Consider the following 20,633-nt stretch of genomic DNA (forward strand, 5'->3'; position numbering starts at 1 on the left):
TCGGTATTCAGTCGGTTGAGAAATAGCCGAGCCCGCCGGTGAATTCGCTGACATTTGCATAATATTTGGTGTCATGCGGGGTGATGACGGTGAGTGAAGGCACGACCACCTCGAACTTGTGCTCCGGGAACCAGTAGGACCCCTGCCCGTAGTCGTTTGATGCGTTATTCACAAGCACCACGGCATGTTCCAGATCGATAGACTGGATCTTAGCGTCTTCGAAGTTCAGTATATCAAGTACCTTCCGTTTCAGGTCTGATTTCCCGAGGAGGAGAACAAGGAACCCGATGCCGTCATCGATCTGGTAGTTCACGGTTACGACGGCATGCTCTTTCACAAGCTGGACGGTGACATCCTCGACGGTGATGTAACTGTACCTCTCGTCACTCCCTGCAACTGCAGGAGCGATGAGAGCAGCTACGAGCATCAGCACTACCGCGACCGTCACCCATCTCATTATACAAGGGTTGTTCCGGGAGTCATAAAACCTTTATGGTAACTCTGGGTCGGAGAGCCCTTATACCTGAGTTATGGGCGAGATCGTCTCTACAAACCGGATTTCCGCAATACCCGCCAACCTGAAGCGCGCTTCCGGGGGCACCAGTACGGCAAAAGGCCATTCCCTGAATGCTCCCTTCAGGCGCACCATCTCAGGCAGGGACGCCCAAAAAAGGTGTTTTTTGGTCTCACTTCGATTGGGCGAGGACGATCTCGATACTTGAGACGTTTGTCTTTCCGGTATCGGTATCAATCATCTCGGTCGACGTAAAGATCTCTTTCTTGCTCACGTTCTCCAGGAACCGGTTGAGCGCGATCTCCGCTGTATCGACCGCACGTGAAATTGCCTTCCCCCGGGCCTTAATCGCGACTTCCTCCGCTCCGTTGTTAAATTGGGTGACCACCGCGAGCACGTAGTTCATGACCGGTTTGTTTCCCACGAATACTGTGTTATCCTTTATCATTAGCCCACCTCGTCTAGAGATACTTCCTTGAGTATATCAGCTCTGCGTTGAGAACGGATGCACCTGCAGCCCCACGGATTGTGTTGTGCCCGAGTGCAACGAACCGTAATCCTTCCCGGATTCTCCCGACGGACACCGTCATACCCCGTCCCCGGTTACGGTCGAGCCGTGGTTGCGGACGGTCGGGCTGGTCGAGGAGCTCAATTGCCTTTGCCGGTTGTAAGGGTAGATTGCTGAAGGGGGACTTAAAGGTTGCGTAAGCTTTTTTCACCTCGTCAACCGGTTCCTTCACGTCGGCCCAGACCGCGATGGTATGCCCGTCGATGACCGGGACCCGATGACAGCTTGCGCTCACCTGGATCGGGGCCGGGATCACCTCAGAACCGTTGAACGTTCCCATGATCTTTACGATCTCGGTCTCTATCTTCTCCTCCTCGGCTCCTATGTAGGGGATGACGTTATCGTAGATCTCCATGGCGGCAACACCGGCAAACCCGCCCCCTGAGATTGCCTGCATGGTTGCTGCATGAACGTTATGGAACTCAAATGATCTGAGAGGGGCAAGGGCCAGGGTAAGGACGATCGTCGAGCAGTTCGGGTTGGTCACGATGAACCCCCCGCGTCCGCGGTCCCGCTGGACATCGATCAGGCCCAGATGGTCCGGATTGACCTCCGGTATCACCAGTGGGACGTCCGGGTCCATGCGGTGTGACCGGGCGTTGCTGCAGACGGCAATGCCTGCATTGGCGATCTCGGTCTCGAGCGGCGTCGCCACGTCGGCGGGAAGCGCCGAGAAGACAAGATCGCAGTCTTTCAGGCTCTCGACGGTTGTGGGAGTGACGACGACATCGCTGATCTTGTCCGGGTACGGCGCATCGAGGCGCCAGTTGACCACCTTGCCATACGGTTTTCCTGCACTCCGTTCAGAAGCGGTGAGAGTCTGGAGATGAAACCAGGGATGATCCGCTAAAAGCTGGACGAAGCGCTGTCCCACTGCTCCTGTGGCACCAAGCACTCCTACATTAATCATAGACAAAAATATCTCTTGTGTTGGTGGTATTAAAAGAGTATGTTTCTTTATTCCATCGAGATTGCCTCGGACGGACACTCGTCGACACAGGTCTCGCAATCTACGCAGAGATCGGCGTCAACTTTTGCTTTGCCGTCTTCCATGGTGATGGCGGAAGCCGGGCAGACGTCTATGCAGGTTTCACAGCCGGTACACTTCTCGATATCAACAACTGCTGGCAATTTTTTTCCTCCGAATGTACATACTTTTCAACTGGTCAAAAATAAATCTTGTTTTCTATAACGAGATCAGGAGCGCCTGTCATATCCCCAGGACATCCTGCATGGCGTAGATGCGCGGATCTCTCCCGACAACCCAGCGGGCGGCCCGGACGGCACCCTGCGCGAATACCGCCCGGTCGTAGGCGCGGTGGGAGATCTCGATGCACTCAAAGTTTCCTGCGAAGAGGACCGCATGATCGCCGACGATGTCGCCACCCCGGACTGCATGCACGCCGATCTCGTTCTTCCGTTCCGCCGCACCGACACGACCGTAGACCTTCTCGCGCTCCCCGAGTTCCTGGTCCAGGATCTCAAGGATAGTCTTTGCGGTGCCGCTCGGGGCATCCTTCTTGTAGCGGTGGTGGGCTTCCGTGACCTCGATATCGTAGTCGCCGAGCTCGCGGGCAGCCTCACGCACGAGTTTCCAGAAGATGTTGACGCCGACAGAGAAGTTGCTCGATATCACCGCGGGAACGTTCCCCTCGACAGCACTCCTGATAATTTCCCTCTGTTCGGGAGAGAACCCGGTCGTCCCGACGATGAGCGCCACGTTGTTCGCGGCCGCCGCCCTGATGTTCTCGACCGCAGCGGCCGCAACCGTGAAGTCGATGAGGACGTCAGGTTTTTTCTCCTTGAGGAACGCATCGATGCGGGCCGCGGGAACCACTTCCTTCCCGAAGAACGATCCTTCCCGTATATCGATCCCGCCGACCAGTTCAAGGTCCGGAGCCTCGTCAACGATCCGGCCGATGGTGGTGCCCATCCGCCCCAGGGCCCCCGATACAGCTACGTTAATCATAGTTCGCCAGCACCTTCCTCAACTGCTCCGTCTTCTGCCCGTCCAGGTCGTCGAGCGGCAGCCTGACCGGCCCTGCAGCCATCCCGAGGATTCCTACCGCCTTCTTCACGGGGATGGGGTTTGTGTCGATAAACATCGCCCGGAAGAGCGGGGAGAGTTCGAAGTGCAGGTCCTGTGCGCGGGCAAGGTCGCCGGCACGGTAGGCTTCGTACATCTGCACCATCCGGCGGGGGTCGACGTTAGCGGTCACCGATATCACGCCTGCGCCCCCCAGCGCGAGGACCGGGAGGGTCATCGCGTCGTCCCCGGAGAGCACGACGAAGTCTTCGTCCTGCGTCTCCTCGATGATGCGAGAGATCTGGGTGATGTCGCCGCTTGCCTCCTTGATCCCGACGATGTTCGGATGTCGGGCCAGTTCCGCCACCAGGTCGGGCTGGAGGTTCTGTCCTGTCCGTCCCGGGACGTTGTAGAGGATGATAGGAAGATCGAGGTCGGCAAGTTTCGTGAAGTGCTTGATGAGACCGGAACGGTTCGGCTTGTTGTAGTAGGGACTGATGACCAGAGCACCATCCGCGCCGGCATCCCGTGCTGACCGGGTCAGGCGGATTGCCTCCTCGGTGTTGTTCGACCCGGTCCCGGCGAGCACCGGCACCCGTCCGTTGACAATCTCGATGGTCTCGCAAACCACCTGCTCGTGCTCCTCGAACGTGAGCGTCGCGGACTCCCCGGTCGATCCGCAGGGAACGACACCGTGGACTCCGCGTTGCAACAGTGATTCAATGTTGGACCGTAATCCTCCGATGTCGAGACTCGCTCCGGAGTCCGGGTGAAAAGGGGTAATAATTGCTGGAAGGATTCCCTCAAACATACTAGAGGATTATCGCTTCCTTGTATTTATCTTTCTTGAGATATACCCGGCAACCCTGTTCCGGACGCGCTTGCTGTCGATTACGGCAACTTCGGCGACGGCGTGTTTGTTCTCCTCAAAGTTCCCGCTAAACTTCTCGCGATGCTTGACGAGGAGTTCTTCGCCGACATTCTTGATATATGATGGTTTTATTCCCATGTGGACCTTCCCTTACAATTGTGCATAGGTAATGCGATTTGACAGTTTAAGAATATTATGTGCGACCGTGACCGGATCCTCTCCAAGAATCCTGATCATCGGCTCTTTTCCCCGGGCTCCCAGGTCGTAGATGACGTCGGGCACGCCACCCTTGCAGCAGGATGCGACGCCCCAGTCCATCGTCTGCACGCCCGGCGGTTCTTTCTCCCGGTCAAACGAGCAGATCTCGAACATGAGGTTCTCCATCTCCTGGAGGATCGATTCAGAGAAGCGGATGTTTGCCGCGCTCCTGATCCCCGGATCGAAGCGCATGGCCGTGAGCACGCTCCGCGCTACGTGGTCGCTTGCTCCAAACGCGATCTCCCCGACGGGATGGACCCGGTCCCCGAGCCTGACGATCCGCCCGAGAACTCCCGCCACATCGTCCCTGCTCCGCGCGTCGGGCAGGGCGTAGACGATGTTCATCCCGACCTCGGGGATAAGCCGGGGGTCCATCCGTTCGGCAAGCAACGCCACGGCCTGATCCATGCAGGCGATCACCCGCGCGCGGTCTTCCGCTCTCATGCCCATATTCTCATTCCGGTTTCCTCATAAGGGTTGCGCTCAGGTAAGGCCGATATCGTCGCGAATCTCCGTAAGCCCTTCGATCGCAAGAAGGAAGAATGTCTCCAGATCCATGAGGGGTTCGATCAACTGGATCCTCTCTCGCTCACACCCGGCGGCGAACGACTTCTCTTTGAACTTCTTCTTCACGGTCCTGGGCGTGACCTCGGTGATCGCCCCGCCTTTCACCAGGGCGCAGGCGATGATCAGGCCTGACGCGCTGTCCGCCGCCTGGAGCGCGATCTCGACGGGTTGTTCATAGTCGCCGAAGAGCATGTGGTTATGCCGCCTGACGATATCCGCAATCTCCTCCGGGACGCCGTTCTCAATGAGGATCCGGTGCCCCTCAATGCCGTGCCGGTCCATATCCCCCCTGACGAGGTCGTAGTCGATGTCGTGCAGGAGGCCGATGACTTCCCATGTATCGGCATCCTCGCCGAGGTGCTCAGCGATCTTCTTCATGATGCCTGCCGTGGCGCGGCTGTGCACGATATGCGACGGCGACGCCACATACCGCTGGAGCAGGGCCAGCGCCTCATCTCTCTCCATGCGGGAGGGGTTGTCGATCGTCTCTCATAAGCATGTTGGGTCACCGTGTCCGCCCGGGAGATTTATGGATAGAGATATACCTGCCCATGTCCCACGCCTATACATGAATCTACGGGTTCTTGAGGTGCTGGCCGCTTTTGGATGCCTGGTACTGTTTATCGCCCTGCTGGTGATGCTGCCTTCACAGATGGTGGGGCTTGAGGGGCTGGCGTATGTCGTAGCACTGGTCGCCTTTATCGCCGCGCTCAGTACGGCGGGCTACATGATCGATAGAATGGCTGCCTGAACGGCCTCCTTTTGCGGGGAGGGGGAGAGGCCCCCGGTCCACCGCCGGGGGGTAGGTCTTCTTCACGCGTGCAGCCTCTCACCGTGCCTCGTGTCTTTTCATCAATGCGCCTCTGGCCGAGACGGCCTCGTAGGCGAGTTTAAGATTGAACCCTGATGGAAACCGGTGGTGTCGGCCAGGAAGAACCTCTCAGGCGTCTCCCCCCACAAAACCGCTTAACCCTGTTTTTTCTTTGCAGTTTTCCGGAGACGGTAATAACTCAAGGGGTGGTTGACCCGCTCGCAGTCCTTATCCCGGTTGACGCAGAGCCCGAAGGTGCGCATGGTGGGGCACGACGGCGGGGTGTATTCGGTGCCGCCCCCGCCTGAGATATGCTCCACCTGGTACATCGTCTTTTCCAGGTCAAAGTCGGGCGCCCGCGCGAAGATCTCGGCGATTCCCGTGATACTCATCCCGATGGTATGGAGGAACGACGTTATGGCGAACCTGCCCATATGCGTCAGGTTTGCCCCGGTGGTGATCGCCTGGATGAGTGCGCTGATGCAGGGCGGGAACGCCTCTTCCTGGATCTCACCAAACTGTTCAAGGATCTGTTGTTGGTACGCGGCGGAGATCTCGCGGGTAACCGGTTCAAGGCGCTCGCAGATCCCTGTTGGAACTCGGAGCGGCATCTGATCGACGAGGATAACCCGGATCCGCTCCCGGATCAGCTCGTCGATCTCGCCCGGCTCGAGATGAACCGTTCCCTGCTGCACAACCCTGTTGACGAGCCGCCAGCGCAGATCACGCATATGCGGCACCAGTTCAACGTACTCGGTGACCGGCATGGTGGCGGCGGCGGTACTGATGCCGATGCTCCAGGCAACGAACTGCCGGATCTCCGGGTCCTCGGTCTCCAGGAAGAAGGACGCGCGTTCCGCTTCGTAGCGCGCAAGCCTGTCGATGAGGGAGCGGTTGCCGCTGCAGGAGACCAGCACCCGGGCAAGCGCGTAACTTGCTATCTCATACTCGGGCTTGAGGCTCTGCGTATTCTCTTCCGAAAACTCCCTCTTTGGGGCAAGCGCAGCGATGACTCGATCCCTTGCCCGTTCGAGGGCTAACGACCCCGGGCCGCTTGATAGGAACTCCTCAAGCGACTCGACGTGCCGGCGGGCCAGCTGCTGTGATTCTTTTAAAAACGGGTATTTAATGAGTTCTTTACGGTCAATTTCCATTAATCGGCCTCAATCCGAGGAGCAAGGAGGTACTCGACGTGACCGTTGCCGTCCGCAATGTCAAAGGTAAACCGGACCGGGTGATCGATACCCAGGTGCACTTCCACCTCTTCCGCGCGTGCCATGACCCGGCCCATATCCTTCAGGTAATCGAGCGAGAAGAGCGAGCGGGCCTGCACGGGGTTGAGTGCGATAAGTTCGTCTTCGCCGAGCGCGAGTTTGATGTGATCGGTGTCCCCCTCCGCCTCCATGTAGAAGGTCATGGCGTCGGGATCGATCCCGAGAGCGATCTTGTCGGAGATGACGGAAGCCGCTTTGATGGCGTTGTTCAACGCATCCCCACGGAGGACTGCCTTGCCGGGGAGGTCGATCGCTGGAGGGTTCGGGTCCTTCCTGATGGTGTTGACGTCAAGAAGCGTGATCGAGTAGCGGTAGCCCCCGAAGTTCAGCTCCAGTTTCCGGTCTTCATCGCGCAGGTTGAGCGTCAACGCGTCGCCCTTGCCCATCATCCCGAGGATGTTCTTCATCTTTGCGATGTCCAGACCCACTTCTCCGGCTGTAGCCGAGAAAGAGTTGAACGCCGTGCTCTGGAGGTCCAGGGAGACCATAGCCACGTTTGCGGTATCGACAGCTCGTGTCCGGATAAGATCTTCAGCCGTATGCAGGCGGCATTCTGTCACCAGTGCGGCGATCGCGTCGATGGATTCCCGAAATATTTCTGCATCAATCGTTGCCTTTAACATTGTGACCCCTTATTAAACTCTCGTTGAAAGTATATATTCTCACTTTCTCTTATAGTGCTTTACGATTGTACCCTCGCTCGCCCCGGATTCCGGTATCCTGCAGAATCATATACATTCATGGTTGGTTGCGTCAAACAGTATACGTGATCTTTTGATCATGCTGATATAAACGGATCGTCTGTCAGCCCCAGGTGGAGGAGAATCGTCGCGATGGGATCTCAGTGGACCAAAGACAGCGTCTATAGAAAGGCGATGAAGGCGGGTTACCGGGCCCGGGCTGCCTACAAACTGCTGGAGATCCAGCAGAAGAGCGGGTTCATCAGGCCCGACGATAACGTCGTCGATCTCGGGGCGGCGCCGGGGAGCTGGCTGCAGGTGATCCGCGACCTGACCGGAGGAAAGGTCATCGGCGTGGACCTCAACCCGATTGTGCCTATGGAGGGCGTCACCACCATCACCGGTGATTTTACCGACCCTCTCATCCAGGAGCGCATCCGTGAGGAGGCGGGTGGCATCGTCAACGTTGTGGTCTCTGACGCCGCCCCGAAACTCTCCGGCCAGAAGAGTTACGACCAGGCTCGTGCGGTCGGCCTTGGCGAGGATGCGCTCGCGTTTGCGTGTACGATTCTAAAACCCGGCGGCAACCTGGTAATAAAGTCGTTCCAGGGGGAGCTCTTTGCGGACCTGCTCGCCGAAGTGAGAAAGCATTTCTATTCCGTCCGGGGATACAGGGCGAAGGCGTCACGGAAGGGAAGTGCCGAGGTATACATAATTGCAAAAAATTTCAAGGGAACGTGCAATGGTACTGAAGGACCCCTATAACCGGACTGTGACCAACCTCCGGATCAGCCTGACCTCCCGGTGCAACCTGCGGTGCATCTACTGCCACGCCGAGGGCGAAGTGAACCCGAAGGAACAGATGAGCGCCGAGGATATTGCCGAACTGATGCGGGCGGGTGTAACGTTCGGGATAAAGAACATCAAGTTCACCGGCGGAGAGCCCCTGCTCCGCCGTGATATCCTCGATATCATTCGTTCCGTGCCGCCGGGCGTCGAATCGTCCATGACGACGAACGGAACGCTGCTCGCTGCAAAGGCCGCGGCGCTCAAGGAGGCCGGACTTGCCCGTGTCAACGTCAGCCTCGATACCCTCCGCCCCGAGCGGTATAAAGCCATCACCGGGAAGGACTGCCTTGCAGACGTGCTCGCCGGGATCGATGCTGCGATCGAGGTCGGCCTGACCCCGGTCAAGCTCAACATGGTGCTCCTTGAGGGTATCAACGAGGATGAACTGGACGACTTCATGGCGTTTGTCAGGGGCAAACGTGACCTCATCCTGCAGGTCATCGAGCTGATGGAGTTTAACGAGTGCAAGTTCCACGGGGATGTAGACAGCGTCGAGCAGGAGCTGGACGAGCGGGCAACCCGGATCGTCACCCGCCGGATGCACCACCGGAAGAAATACTGCCTTGACGGTGCCGAGGTCGAGGTTGTCCGCCCCCTTCACAACACGGAGTTCTGTGCGTTCTGCAACCGCCTGCGCGTGACATCGGACGGCAAACTCAAGCCCTGTCTCCTCCGGAGCGATAACCTTGTTGATATCCAGGGCAAGCACGGCAAGGAACTGGAGGATGCCTTCCGGGAAGCCGTCAGCAGGCGCGAACCGTTCTTTGCCTGAACACTCCGGGCACCGGGGCCAATTGCACCTAACATTTCGCCTACACCGTTGCCTCACGCGGAAGGCCGCGTTGCTATCCCCTACACCTTCCCTTCGCGAACTTCTCGTGCGACTGGTGAACCCCCTTCCCGGCATCAACAGCCCTTCAGATTAGGATGGCTTCGTGCACCACTGCGTGCGGTTCAGCGCCGTCGCCGTGAATCTCCCCCCCTTGCACTGAAGGAATACTTTTTGTACCCCTCTCCCCAATAGGATTGTATGCTGGAAGTGAACGAATACGCGCGCGTTATGCAGAAACTGTACGGCAAATCGCTGATCCTGGAGAGTCCCAGCGAGTTTCATCCGGTCCTCTACTTCTACTTCACCGATGCTCTCGCTCACATCGATTTCACCCTCGGGATCCAGGCCTACAACTACATGTCGCCACGGAATATCATGAGCATGGAGTATATGCGGTGGCGTGTGGACGAGGAGAAGGTCGGCGAGCGGGCATACTTCCCTGATTTCATCAACTGGTTGAAGGAGGAGCACCCGGAGAAGTTTGAAGAACTCCCGATGCTCTGGACCGGGGTCTACGACCGCGACGACACCGCCCAGTACCGGAGTTTCCGCATCGTGCTCAACCCAGATGACAGAAAGCCCATCCCGGCCGAATACCTCTCGACGTTCATCGACGAGTTCTTTGACCGGAAGTTCCTCAAGCAGCTCTATGCGACCTCGACGCTTGCCCGCCTCTTCGATGAGTTCGTCGAGAGCAGGGCTGCATAACCGCGAGGACGGTATGGACGTCGCCCGCCTCACCTCATCGCTCGTCCGGATACGGAGTGAGAACCCGCCGGGGAAGACGACCGATGTGGTCGAGTATATCAGGGAATTCCTCGACTCGCTTGGGGTGAAGTGCCGCGTCATTCCCCACCCGGGCGGGCGGGACAACCTCATCACGACCGAACCTGATCCGCGGATCCTCCTCTGCGGCCACGTGGACGTGGTCCCGGCCATCCCCGATGACTGGACGCACGACCCCTACGCCGGTGAGATCGCCGGTGGTTACGTCTGGGGGAGGGGTGCCACCGATATGAAAGGCGGGTGCGCTGCCCTTCTTGCCGCCTACCGGGACCTCATCGAGAGCGGTCTGGAGCCAAAGGCTCAGTTTGCCTTTGTCTGTGATGAGGAGACCGGCGGCCCGTATGGTATCCGGTCGCTGCTTGCACAGAACCTTCTTCTGCCCCGCGACTGCCTGATAGCCGAACCGACGCCTCCGACGAGCCCGGCGGCCGGCCAGAAAGGTCTCTACCGGATCGACCTCTCCTTCCGCGGCAGGCCGGGCCATAGTTCTCTCTATCCTATGGTCGGGAAGAGCGCCGTCATGGCGGCGTTTGACCTGCTTGGGTACCTGCGGGAGGTCCATGCGCACCCGTTCCCTGTCGGCGAAGACCTGCAACCGCTCATTGCACAGTCTGCCCGGGTCTTCCATGAGGTCTTCGGGCTTGAGGGGGTGGACGACGTCCTCACCCGGGTGATGTTCAACCCGGGGCGCATCGAGGGCGGAGAGAAGGCGAACATCGTGGCTGAGCAGTGCCGGATGGAACTGGATATCCGGGTGCCCTGGGGGTGTCCCCTCGACGACCTGAAGAAGGGCATCGCCGCGCATGCCCCGGACGCCACCATACGCGAGATGGATGTCGCCGAACCGACACTGACCCCCCCGGACAGCCGGATCGTCCGGACGGTCTGCCGCGAGGTGGAGCGGGTCTACGGCAGGCCGGCGGTGCCGCTCCTCCAGTGGGCGGCAAGCGACGCGAAGTACCTCCGCACGGAGGGCTTTGATGTCGTGGAGTACGGGCCGGGGGAGATCACGACGCTGCACGCGGTGGATGAGCGGGTTTCTGTGGAGCAACTCGAGAAGGCGGTGGATGTGTACCGGGGGGTTATTCGGGCGTACTCCGGGTGAGTCTTCGTGGTCGGGAGAGGCCAAATATGTTGCCACCAACTGAATCCGGCTGATATCTCCAGTCTATTGCATATAGCAGCCGAGTTTTGATCTGCCTTGCAACAAGTTACTTACTGTCGAAGCCGTCTTGAAATTCCTGTACCGGGAGGGGATACTTCTTCCCGGTCCCTCCCGCAAGGCGATAAGCCCAGGTGAGCCCAGCTCCCTCTTCACCTCAAATACTCATGGCATCTTTGAGTGCATCAAGAGAAAACTTCGAGAAGATGAAGCCCAACACCAGGGCAAAATACATTGAGATCGTGCGGTCGACGAGGACGATGGCAATTGCCGTAGCTGAAGGGACTCCCATGGATGTAATAAAGTAATTCAGCGAACCTTCCATCGCCCCCACGCCAAGAGGGATCTGTGAAACAAGGCCAATGATGAAGGCAAGGCTCATAAATACCGATAGTTGGATTGGGTTTAAGAGAAAGCCGAATGCCAGCGCCACACACCAGAGCCTGATGAATTCTAGGACTAATGAGATAAGCGTTATCAGAAAGACTATGGCAATGTTAGAAAATGGCATCTTCCGTATACGCAAGTTAAGGTTCTGTTCCTTTCTTTCGATAGGCAACTTAATCAAGACCTTCTCCGCCAACCCCATGAAAAAATCTGCTTTGTAGTAAAAAACGAGCAGCAGGATAAGTATGAGCAGGGTGAACTCCAGTGCGATTACTGTTATAGCCTTGAGTTGGATCATGACGATCCCCGCAGCAATCAGGAAGAGAATGGTCAGTTCAAAGAAGCGCTCATAAAATAGCATGGATACCCCATCTAGGAACTGCACATTGTATCTGCGTTTCATGAAGTAGGCTTTATACAGGTCGCCAACCTTCCCTGGAGTTATATTTGCGAAAAAAAGGCTTGATATGCTCACAAGGGAGGCATCATACCATGAAATCTTTTGATAATAGTATTTGCTGAGGTATCTCCAGCGATATACCTTTGATCCGATATTTGCTAGAGAAAGCGCGAATGCAAGTATTAACAGGGGGATATTGATTGTTGTAATTACCCAAAGGTTACCAATGATGCCTGATTGCGATATAAAGTAGGCTAAGATAACTAGGCCGATTGAGATAAGCAGCAGTTGGATGAACCCTTGACGGGTTACAGGAAGTTTCATAGTAGCCTCAACACTTCAGGGGTATATCAGCAGCAGGACTGTGATAGGTGTGGTTCTCATGTATCGTGTGTATTATCGATACATTAAACCAGCGCAAATATCCGCTAAGAACCGCGTTTCCATGCACGACAGCATCGCTCTCCGTTCAATCGCCCAGACTTTATCAACTCCGGATACAAATAGTAATTTATCTATGGATTTCGGGGTGAATATCAGATGATTTCTATAGTTATTCCACTCTACAACGAAAGAGAGAACATACTAACATATAAGGACGAACTTTTCCAGAAGATCGATGATATTGCAGGTGTTACGGGAGAATCTTTCCAATACGTTCTTGTTGACGATGGGAGTCTGGACGATACTTACCCGTTGCTTCAGAACCTCGCTCGTGAAAGAACCGACGTTACTGTGTTAACAAATGGGATGAATAAAGGCATGGGGGCGGCGATAAAGCATGGCCTACAGCATTGCAGGGGGGACCTTATTGTAACAATGGACTCGGATCTCACATTTCGCCCCGAGGATGTCAAGGGCCTGATTGATGCCTACAGGAGATCGCATCCTGATTGCGTCTCGGGATCTCCGTATCTTGGGAGGGGGTTGATGGAAGAGGTCACTTTCTTCCGGTACCTGCTCAGCAAAACGGTAAACAGTCTGTACCGGATCCTGCTTGGTGCGAAGATTACATGTGTTAGCCCCATTTTCCGACTTTATAAAAAGGATGTTCTTGACGCGATGTGCATACAGAGCGATAACTTTGAGATTAACGCTGAGATACTGGCAAAATTGATTTTAAGCGGTAAGTCAGTTGTAGAGATCCCGGTCAAACTCCATACGCGCAAGTACGGCGAATCGAAGATCGATATTAATAAGGAAATAGTGAACCATGTGCGGCTGCTGACCCGGATTGCTAAAATTCGGGTCTTCAAGGGGGATTGGGATTGAATGGAGCCAATCTCGCGATTATACCGTACTGTGGAAGAATGAATCATTATAGGTGATACGTTATGCATATAGCTATTGTTCTTGGGACTCGCCCTGAGATAATAAAAATGTCCCCCATCATCCGATACTGCGAGGAGCGTGGTTTAGATTATTCTCTCATCCATACCGGTCAGCATTACTCATATGAGCTGGATGCAGCTTTTTTCCACGAACTCGAACTGCCGAGACCCGACTATAAACTCGATGTAGGCTCAGGAACACATGCTGAGCAGACAGGTAAAATATTGGTCGGCCTGGAGTCCATCCTTATGCGCGATAGGCCAGACGTCGTACTTGTACAGGGAGACACCAACACGGTGATGGGTTCAGCACTATCTGCTGCGAAACTGAACGTGGATGTTGGGCATGTGGAGGCAGGCTTACGGAGTTGGGATAGGACAATGCCAGAAGAGGTGAACCGTCTCCTGACAGATCATCTCTCGAGGTACCTGTTTGCCCCCACAGAGAAAGCAAAAAGCAATCTTTTATTGGAAGGTATCGATCCTGATAGGATCTGGGTTGCCGGAAACACTGTTGTTGATGCGGTTCTCCAGAATATTGAGATTGCACACCAGCGGTCATCGGTTCTCCAAGATCTCGACGTTGCACCGGGAGAGTACTTCTTACTCACTACTCACAGGCAGGAGAACGTCGATAACCGGGTGAAACTGGAGAGTTTGATCACCGCATTGGAGGCACTTTATTCGACACATGGCCTTCCGATCCTGTTCCCGGTGCATCCACGTACGTCAAAGCGTCTTTGTGAGTTTGGTCTGTCAGTGCCAGACGGGGTGCGTATAATTGGTCCGCAGGGGTACCTGGCGTTCTTGCTCCTAGAAAAGTCTGCAAGGTTGATCCTGACAGACTCAGGTGGCATTCAGGAAGAGGCATGCATATTGCATGTTCCGTGCATAACGTTGCGAGAGAACACAGAACGTCCTGAGACTCTCGATGTTGGGGGAAATGTTCTCACTGGGGTGGATCCGGAACGAATCCTGAAGGCTGCCTCAACCATGCTCTCAACTGAGACCTCATGGGTGAATCCCTTCGGCGATGGGCTGTCGGGTAAAAGGATAATAGAGACGTTGCTCAATATCCGGTGATTAATACTCCAACTCCATCCTTTCCCGCCCCTTTGTCCCATGTTAACGAGGCTCTCTTAAAGATGCGCGTGAGGCCATGAACACAATGCTTACCTATGTAGCCCTCATACAAGGCTGTTTTCGGGGATATCTATCGAAGATAACTCTCCAGATAATCCGTCTCTGTCGGACACTATTTACCCTTAGTGTATCAGTGCCTTGGGGCTAAATGTGGGAGGTATAAAGTGGACATTCTTGCTTTTTTTGCTTTATTCATAACGTTCGGTTTCTCGCACGACATTAACTGCTGAGATCACATGTTTTTCTTTTTGGCGACACCCTCTTCATTGTAGGTCCGGACGATCACCGTCTGGTCGTAGGCATCGGCCATCGAACCCTCCCCTAGGCCGACCTGAAGAGGTAGATCCCCATACGCTGCCCGGCAAACTCTGCATTCTTATCAAGCCAGCCCAGCGCATCCCCGGTGGGATCCACGGCGAGGATGTCCCAGGTCACCACGTAGAACGCACGCCGGTCAGGATACCGGTCCCGGATCGCCTCCAGGTCTTCTCCAGTATTCGCCCCAAGTTCGATGGTTCCATCAGTTGCGTTGCTGTAATAGTAGTCGAGCGGCTGCGCCATGTAAGGCGGCAGCACGACGATGATATCCCCCTCCCCCGTCATCCCGCTGAGGTCCGCGGAGAACCCCCGCCAGTCGTTCTTCTGGGGTGTGGTATAGTACGTCGCAAGGAAGGGGGTGCTGATGAGGAATGCTGCAGCGATTGCGATGTAGACCGCTCTTCTATCTCGGACGAGCGCGTAGAGCCCGGGGTACGATGATGCTATGCCGACGAAGTAGATCGGGAGGAGGTAGATGAGGTAGCGCGGGATCATCGGCATCCGAGAGGAGAGGACGAGACTTGCCGCCAGTGGGAGGACCATCATGAAGATGAGGAGGAGCGCCCCGTCCCTGTCCTCGCGCCAGGTGTAGGCAACACCGAGCAGGAAGAGAATGATAAAGGGTACCAGAATGAGGTCGCTGAACCCCGATACCTGGAGGAGGGTCTGGTAGATGACATCAAGCCCCTGCATGCCGAACGTCGGGGCGGACGAGGTCCTCACGAGGAAGAGGTTGACCGTCACGATGAGTAAAGGAAGACTTGCGACGATGAACGCGATGATCGAGATGGCCAGGTTTCTTGCGCTCCGGACGTCGCTCCGGATTTTGCCCGCGGAGGTGACAAGCGCGTGAAGAATGAGGATGGCGATGGGCACAAAGGCGTAGAAGTGCATCCAAAAGGCGATCGCTGAGAAGACCCCGAAGAGAACCCATGAGCGGACCTCGTTTGACCGGTTTGCACTCACGTAGAAGAGCAGCGCGAGAGAGAAGAAGAAGAGCATCGGGGCGTATGCCCGGGCTTCCTGGGAGTAGTAGATATGGAAGGGCGAGAATGTGAGGAGCGCTGCGGCGATGATCCCGACGTTTTGGTCCCGGAACTCTTTTCCGATGAGATACACGACGGGGATCGTCAGGACACCGAGGAGTGCGGGGAGGAGGCGGAGCACGAACTCGCTCTCCCCGAAGAAGAGCATCCCGTGCTCGAGCCAGTAGAAGAGCGGCGGGTTGAACTCTCCGCCGGCGGTGCTCTCCCAGATGCCGGTGAGCGATTGACGGGCAAAGCCAAGGGTCGAGGCCTCGTCGAGCCAGAGCGAGTTCCAGCCAAGGTTGTAGAACCGGAGGAAAAACCCAATGAGCGTCAGCCCAATGAGAATCTGCAGGTATCTGCTGGTTTTGACCGATGCCACAACCCCCTCCAGGAGGTGGTTGTGCGAGAGTGCCGGCGCGGGGATGCCGGCATCAAGTTCCCCACCATCGTTTTGTGCAGGCATCTCGCGGTTTGCACGTTTTCCCTTCTTCCTGGCCATCCTTATCATATTTAATTGCGTCGCAGGCGCGGATATACGTTACTGGATAACTCTGTCTCGATTCCGCGCAGAATATTCATCCGTCCTCATGTCAATATCCGGTACCATTGCGATGGATTCCTTGTATTTTCTTCAGGTTGGATATATGCCAGATGTATAATATTTATCGGAGAATCTAATGATAAAAGCATAAATACCCCTTTGCATAATCCCTCTACGGTGACCAGGGTGTATAAACCGTTCTCCGTAGCTGTAGTGTTGGTCCTGATTCTTGCATCTGCCGGATGTGCAGAGTTACCGCCCGGCGGCGGATTTGAGTGGTCTGGTGGTGCTTCCCCGCCTGAAGAGACGCCGGCCGGAGACGATCCCGACCCCGGGTATCTGACGCCGGTAACGCCATATCCCACTGCAACAAGCGATATGGCCAGGCCTACGCTCATCAGGCCTCCGGAAACAACGCCGACGCCAGATACATATGTGACCATCTATAACCAGACGATACAGTATCCCCAGGCGACGAAAGCCTTCTCCTTTGACCTGACCACACCCCCTCTCATCATCGAGTTTGGGGTGGAACCAAAGATGATCACGAGGACCAAGCATGCAAAGAGCGACTACGGGAAGAGGGAATATAAAGACTACAAACAGACCTTCCCGAGCGAAAATGCGTGGTTTGTGGTGACGGTCAGGGACCGGGAGTCTGGGATGATTGTGGCGGAAGAGGGTTTTGGGAAACTCTACAGCACTGATACCCAGAAAAAGGTCTTTGTGGGTCGATCCGGGAATTACCAGATCCAACTTGCCGGAAACGACGCGAGGGTGCACGTGCTGATGCGCGCGGGAGGCGTGTAACTCTGCACGGTGCCGCCCCGCATCACCTCGCTCCCGGAAGACCTCCATGAAACTCTTTTCTTCCGGTGAGCAATCCTTTTTAACCAGGACAACCTAGTAATTAGGAGAACGACACTTCTTCTTGTGTCCCGGTAGGGTAGAGGATATCCTAGAAGCCTGCGGAGCTTTTGACCCGGGTTCAAATCCCGGCCGGGGCGTTTTCGATTTTATATTCATGTTCAAGGGCGGTTTTTTTACAAAGGAGGCTGTAGGTCTGGCATTTTCCCTGGCAGGCACGGTCTTTCCCGGCGCACGGACTCCCTCGCGCCCCCGCGCGCACATTTGACCACCCGACAAAACCGCACGGTTCAACAGCGCCTTAAGGTGCGCATCTCTTTTGCAGTATCCCTGAAGCGTAGCAGGAGAGAGCCATCTCCACATCCGCTGCCGCCCAGATATCCCTATCGCGCAACCCGGATCGAAGAAACGGTTCGGGGTGCGGGCAGCAGACCTCCTCCCTGTTGAGCCGGCGGGCGATCGCCTGTAGGGTCTCGATCCACACCCCGTACTCTCCGGGCCATGCCGGCTGCCTGGCGGAAATTGTCCAGCGAGTGCCGGAGGGAGCGGCTACCAGGTCCAGCAGGTGGTAGCGTTGTGCCCCGGGGTCGCCATGCCCGAGGACGCGCACCAGAGGCGCATCGATCGCCCCGAAGATCACCGGGACGGCAAACCGGAGCACCCTGCTCGTGCAGGCAGGCCCGAGTCCGGGGGTCTGATCCTCGATGGTCCGGATGCTACTCTCGGGATCGTGCATCAGCCAGTATGCCGGGGCGTCGTCGATGTAGAGGAGGATGGAGAGCCGGCCGGGGCAGGTGATCAGGTTGTGGTCAGGGATGCCGTCCCGGCGGGCGATCTCCTGCACGTGGCCGAGGCCGAGCGTGCGGCCTTTAGCGGCTGTGGTCATCTTTTGTTCGAGCTGGTAAATCTCCGGGAACCCTTTCTCCCAGGTATCGCCGTCCCGTGCGTATCCACGGTAGAGGGCCGGAAAGTCAAGGTCGCCGAGCAGCCGGTCAACCTCGTCCCACCGGTACCTCGCCGGTGGTCCTGCCCGGACACCGGTCTCCTGTCCCGGGTAACGCTTGCAGAATTTGCCGCTCCCGGCAGCGAACCGGCCGGGTCGGTCACGTCGCCTGCTGGTTTCATGTTGCCGGAGGATGGCGGGCGGCACCGGCCGCCGCAAGACGGGCCCCCGCGGTTCGGCTGTCATGTTCTGGCACCTCATCATATGAATATAGTAATTAGTGCTATCTCATATTACGTATGTGGTATTTTATACTATTCACCGTGCTCCCGGGTACCTCCCGGTCATGGCCGGTCACCAGCACCGTCGACTGCCGGCCCCCCGGTCCTCCGGGAGGGATGGGCGGAAGACGGCTACAACCGTCCTTGCCGGAGGGTTTGCAGGGGTCGCCGCTCCGTCATGTTTAACATCCGGGAGACCTCTTCTCGAGACTGAAGCGGAGGTGTGGACCAGTGGTGAAGGTTACCATCGACAGGCCGGGATGCATCAGCTGTGAATCCTGCTGGACGCTCTGCCCTGATGTCTTCGAACAGAATCCCGAGGATGAGTTCAGCGAGATTACGGAGCAGTACCGGGTCAACGACAACCCTGCGGAGGGCGAGGTGCCCGAAGACCTTGCCGACTGCGCCGTGGAAGCTGCCGACTCGTGCCCGGTGACGGTCATTATCGTGGAGGATTGAGGAGTTAGGGCGTTCTCAAAGAGTGGATAGCAGATATTGGCCGCTATTGGCCGTGAGACGGTGGGTCTCGTCGGGGCAAGAAAATTATATATATTATTGGAGCTGTGGGGCTCCTGCCTGAGAGAGGGATCAACCAGGAGGCGCATCAACATGATGCAGCGGGTCCATAGACCAAGGCGGTGAAGGTCTGCGGACAAAAAAACACTGCACCATGGGCCGGAATGTGCCCGGGCCTGAAACCCTGCTCTCGGGCATCCCTGTTTTGCGGAGAGCACGTGTCCTCTGCCATCACTGGCGGGGGTTTTTGGCATCGCCATCGGCCGGGTGGCGTGGAGATGGTGCCGTTGATTGCGGTGGTCCCCGGGCATTCAAACCGCGTGAAGCTCCGGCGGGATGCGTCTTCGCAAAACCCGGTCGGCACAACCTAGATATTACCCGAGCGGTAAAGAGGTCTGTATGCCTACCTGCAGCGACTGCGCCCTCTATACGAAAAAGACCGCGACCGATGGGGAATGCAGCATCAACGGCCCGGTTCCCGCCGACCGGGACGCCGGGCGGTGCCCTTCCCGGACGTTTCGGCCACGTGGATGATGTCGTCATAAGGTACAAAGGTCCTGGTGCCCTGGAGCCCCTTCTCGGTCGAGCGGTTTGCCGTATCCACGCGGGGATCTGGATGCTGTCGAGGAGCGGATGCCTTATCGCCGTAACCGGGGGCGGTTGTGGGACATAACATGCATTTCGTGTTCCGCAAAACCCGTTGCAGGACACCGGTGGGGGGGCAACGACGGGGCCGGGCGAGGCGGGCGTGGAGCGTGGTGCCTGGAGGAGCGCCTCCCGCGCGGGCGCAGCCGGCTACTCAGAAGGAAGGCGAGCAGAAAGGGAATCGTTTTCTGCCCTCAAACAACAGACATCTCTCATGAATGAACAGATGGCCCTGATGCGTGAGCACGTCAGGACGGCGCTTCAGGGCTCGGGGTCTCACGGGTTTGACCATACCGCGAGAGTCGTGCGCCTCTGCGAGGTTATCGGTGCCAGTGAAGGCGCGGATATGGCGGTCCTCATCCCGGCCGCTCTCTTCCACGACATTGCGCGCTCCCTCGAAGAAGAAACGGGCGTCCCCCACGAAGAAGAGGGAGCACGAGTGGCGGAGACTCTCCTTCGGTCCATCCACTACCCCGAAGACCGCGTCGTGGGCATCGTCCACGCCATCCGTGCGCACAGGTACAGCGCGGGTATCGCCCCTGGGACCCTGGAGGCCCAGGTGCTCGTTGATGCGGACAACCTGGACGCTATGGGCGCGGTCGGGATCGCGAGGACGTTTCTGCAGGCAGGGGAACGGGGCGGTGGCACCCCGGACGCAATCGATCATATCCGGGAAAAACTCCTGAACCTCAAATCTCGTATGTACACCGAAAGCGCCCGGAGCATTGCCGGAGAGAGGCACGCCTTCCTCACCACGTTTCTTGAGACCCTGGATGGCGAGATGCATCCCTGCACCTCGCCGGCGGCGGCGACGGGGCCGGACCGTTCCGCGCAATAAAGAAATGGTAAAAGGCTCTGTGGGCATATCCCAACCACGGATGCCCGAATAATCGCCGCCGGTGCTGCCTTCCTGGTGACCGGCACCGCCAAGCCGTCCCCTGCGGGCCTGGCCATCCTCGCCCGGGTGTCCGACGTCGGCTACGGGGCGCCCTCGTTCCAGGCGGTGCTTAGTTACTAGTGGAGCATTTCATCTAA

General features: G+C 57.0%; 25 protein-coding genes and 1 tRNA gene. 12 read left to right on the forward strand and 14 right to left on the reverse strand.

Translation table 11 applies throughout. The annotated features are described in order from the left end of the window. Window positions 1-7: 7 nt before the first annotated feature. The 9 genes from BP858_RS09980 to BP858_RS10020 form a co-directional block, all read right to left on the reverse strand. Window positions 8-457, reverse strand: a complete 450-nt coding sequence (locus tag BP858_RS09980) for a hypothetical protein (RefSeq protein ID WP_062263215.1) — start codon at window positions 455-457, stop codon at window positions 8-10. A gap of 229 nt (window positions 458-686) precedes the next feature. Further along, window positions 687-962: a DNA-binding protein Alba gene (gene albA, locus BP858_RS09985; protein ID WP_014867043.1), complete on the reverse strand. Its 276-nt coding sequence runs from the start codon at window positions 960-962 to the stop codon at window positions 687-689. 13 nt (window positions 963-975) lie between these two features. Continuing rightward, on the reverse strand, window positions 976-1,992 hold the full coding sequence (gene asd, locus BP858_RS09990) for an aspartate-semialdehyde dehydrogenase (RefSeq protein ID WP_062263218.1): 1,017 nt from the start codon (window positions 1,990-1,992) through the stop codon (window positions 976-978). Between the two features lie 47 nt (window positions 1,993-2,039). Beyond that, window positions 2,040-2,213: a 4Fe-4S binding protein gene (locus BP858_RS09995; protein ID WP_062263221.1), complete on the reverse strand. Its 174-nt coding sequence runs from the start codon at window positions 2,211-2,213 to the stop codon at window positions 2,040-2,042. A 79-nt stretch (window positions 2,214-2,292) separates the two neighbouring features. Continuing rightward, window positions 2,293-3,051, reverse strand: coding sequence for a 4-hydroxy-tetrahydrodipicolinate reductase (gene dapB / locus BP858_RS10000; protein WP_074175341.1), 759 nt, complete (start codon window positions 3,049-3,051; stop codon window positions 2,293-2,295). Then, window positions 3,044-3,919, reverse strand: a complete 876-nt coding sequence (dapA, locus tag BP858_RS10005; protein ID WP_014867047.1) for a 4-hydroxy-tetrahydrodipicolinate synthase — start codon at window positions 3,917-3,919, stop codon at window positions 3,044-3,046. Before dapA ends, dapB begins: the two co-directional genes overlap by 8 nt. 9 nt (window positions 3,920-3,928) lie before the next feature. Beyond that, on the reverse strand, window positions 3,929-4,117 hold the full coding sequence (locus tag BP858_RS10010) for a 30S ribosomal protein S17e (protein WP_062263227.1): 189 nt from the start codon (window positions 4,115-4,117) through the stop codon (window positions 3,929-3,931). A 12-nt stretch (window positions 4,118-4,129) separates the two neighbouring features. Beyond that, on the reverse strand, window positions 4,130-4,681 hold the full coding sequence (locus tag BP858_RS10015; protein WP_074176131.1) for a thiamine-phosphate synthase family protein: 552 nt from the start codon (window positions 4,679-4,681) through the stop codon (window positions 4,130-4,132). 39 nt (window positions 4,682-4,720) lie between these two features. Then, window positions 4,721-5,269 carry an HD domain-containing protein gene (locus BP858_RS10020; RefSeq protein WP_214166783.1) on the reverse strand — a complete coding sequence of 183 codons (549 nt, stop codon included), beginning with the start codon at window positions 5,267-5,269 and terminating at the stop codon, window positions 4,721-4,723. A gap of 103 nt (window positions 5,270-5,372) precedes the next feature. Between BP858_RS10020 and BP858_RS10025 the strand changes: the two genes are divergently transcribed. After that, complete coding sequence (locus BP858_RS10025) at window positions 5,373-5,555, forward strand: hypothetical protein (protein WP_156147574.1); 183 nt, start codon at window positions 5,373-5,375, stop codon at window positions 5,553-5,555. Window positions 5,556-5,770: 215 nt separating this feature from the next. Here the strand turns inward: BP858_RS10025 and priL are convergent, their stop codons facing one another. After that, window positions 5,771-6,769, reverse strand: a complete 999-nt coding sequence (priL, locus tag BP858_RS10030; protein ID WP_062263235.1) for a DNA primase regulatory subunit PriL — start codon at window positions 6,767-6,769, stop codon at window positions 5,771-5,773. After that, complete coding sequence (locus BP858_RS10035) at window positions 6,769-7,512, reverse strand: DNA polymerase sliding clamp (protein ID WP_014867053.1); 744 nt, start codon at window positions 7,510-7,512, stop codon at window positions 6,769-6,771. Before BP858_RS10035 ends, priL begins: the two co-directional genes overlap by 1 nt. Window positions 7,513-7,722: 210 nt before the next feature. Between BP858_RS10035 and BP858_RS10040 the strand changes: the two genes are divergently transcribed. The 4 genes from BP858_RS10040 to BP858_RS10055 all read left to right on the forward strand — a co-directional run bounded on the left by BP858_RS10040 (window position 7,723) and on the right by BP858_RS10055 (window position 11,141). After that, window positions 7,723-8,334 (forward strand): RlmE family RNA methyltransferase, encoded by a 612-nt coding sequence (locus tag BP858_RS10040; protein WP_062263238.1) that lies wholly within the window; start codon window positions 7,723-7,725, stop codon window positions 8,332-8,334. Beyond that, a complete protein-coding gene (gene moaA / locus BP858_RS10045; RefSeq protein WP_062263241.1) occupies window positions 8,312-9,190 on the forward strand; it encodes a GTP 3',8-cyclase MoaA in 879 nt (292 codons plus the stop codon). The genes BP858_RS10040 and moaA overlap by 23 nt, the downstream gene beginning before the upstream one ends. 258 nt (window positions 9,191-9,448) lie before the next feature. Further along, on the forward strand, window positions 9,449-9,958 hold the full coding sequence (locus tag BP858_RS10050) for a hypothetical protein (RefSeq protein ID WP_014867056.1): 510 nt from the start codon (window positions 9,449-9,451) through the stop codon (window positions 9,956-9,958). Continuing rightward, on the forward strand, window positions 9,930-11,141 hold the full coding sequence (locus BP858_RS10055) for a M20 family metallopeptidase (protein WP_348635403.1): 1,212 nt from the start codon (window positions 9,930-9,932) through the stop codon (window positions 11,139-11,141). The genes BP858_RS10050 and BP858_RS10055 overlap by 29 nt, the downstream gene beginning before the upstream one ends. Before the next feature lie 214 nt (window positions 11,142-11,355). Here the strand turns inward: BP858_RS10055 and BP858_RS10060 are convergent, their stop codons facing one another. Then, window positions 11,356-12,309, reverse strand: coding sequence for a lysylphosphatidylglycerol synthase transmembrane domain-containing protein (locus tag BP858_RS10060; RefSeq protein ID WP_286879413.1), 954 nt, complete (start codon window positions 12,307-12,309; stop codon window positions 11,356-11,358). 216 nt (window positions 12,310-12,525) lie between these two features. On the opposite strand from BP858_RS10060, the gene BP858_RS10065 reads away from it, so the two are divergent. Together BP858_RS10065 and wecB are read left to right on the forward strand one after the other, a co-directional pair. Further along, window positions 12,526-13,257, forward strand: a complete 732-nt coding sequence (locus tag BP858_RS10065) for a glycosyltransferase (protein ID WP_214166781.1) — start codon at window positions 12,526-12,528, stop codon at window positions 13,255-13,257. Window positions 13,258-13,319: 62 nt separating this feature from the next. Beyond that, the gene (gene wecB / locus BP858_RS10070; protein ID WP_214166780.1) at window positions 13,320-14,399 is read left to right on the forward strand and encodes a non-hydrolyzing UDP-N-acetylglucosamine 2-epimerase; all 1,080 of its coding nucleotides are present in this window, start codon (window positions 13,320-13,322) and stop codon (window positions 14,397-14,399) included. Window positions 14,400-14,780: 381 nt separating this feature from the next. Here the strand turns inward: wecB and BP858_RS10075 are convergent, their stop codons facing one another. Next, window positions 14,781-16,313, reverse strand: a complete 1,533-nt coding sequence (locus tag BP858_RS10075; protein WP_214166779.1) for a glycosyltransferase family 39 protein — start codon at window positions 16,311-16,313, stop codon at window positions 14,781-14,783. Window positions 16,314-16,781: 468 nt separating this feature from the next. Between BP858_RS10075 and BP858_RS10080 the strand changes: the two genes are divergently transcribed. Together BP858_RS10080 and BP858_RS10085 are read left to right on the forward strand one after the other, a co-directional pair. Further along, the gene (locus BP858_RS10080) at window positions 16,782-17,156 is read left to right on the forward strand and encodes a hypothetical protein (RefSeq protein WP_286879414.1); all 375 of its coding nucleotides are present in this window, start codon (window positions 16,782-16,784) and stop codon (window positions 17,154-17,156) included. A gap of 125 nt (window positions 17,157-17,281) precedes the next feature. After that, window positions 17,282-17,353, forward strand: a tRNA-Arg gene (locus BP858_RS10085). A gap of 161 nt (window positions 17,354-17,514) precedes the next feature. Here BP858_RS10085 and BP858_RS10090 read toward each other — a convergent pair. Continuing rightward, complete coding sequence (locus BP858_RS10090) at window positions 17,515-18,402, reverse strand: hypothetical protein (RefSeq protein WP_074175346.1); 888 nt, start codon at window positions 18,400-18,402, stop codon at window positions 17,515-17,517. A gap of 266 nt (window positions 18,403-18,668) precedes the next feature. Here BP858_RS10090 and BP858_RS10095 point away from each other — a divergent pair, with 266 nt between their 5' ends. The 3 genes from BP858_RS10095 (at window position 18,669) to BP858_RS10105 (ending at window position 20,436) form a co-directional block, all read left to right on the forward strand. Next, window positions 18,669-18,896, forward strand: a complete 228-nt coding sequence (locus tag BP858_RS10095) for a ferredoxin (RefSeq protein ID WP_062263264.1) — start codon at window positions 18,669-18,671, stop codon at window positions 18,894-18,896. 456 nt (window positions 18,897-19,352) lie between these two features. Next, window positions 19,353-19,487 (forward strand): hypothetical protein, encoded by a 135-nt coding sequence (locus tag BP858_RS10100; protein ID WP_272947034.1) that lies wholly within the window; start codon window positions 19,353-19,355, stop codon window positions 19,485-19,487. Between the two features lie 325 nt (window positions 19,488-19,812). After that, entirely contained in the window at window positions 19,813-20,436 is a 624-nt protein-coding gene (locus tag BP858_RS10105) for an HD domain-containing protein (protein WP_214166778.1), read from the forward strand. Window positions 20,437-20,633 lie beyond the last annotated feature (197 nt).

Source organism: Methanoculleus sp. UBA413 (assembly GCF_002502935.1).
Lineage (GTDB): Archaea > Halobacteriota > Methanomicrobia > Methanomicrobiales > Methanoculleaceae > Methanoculleus > Methanoculleus bourgensis.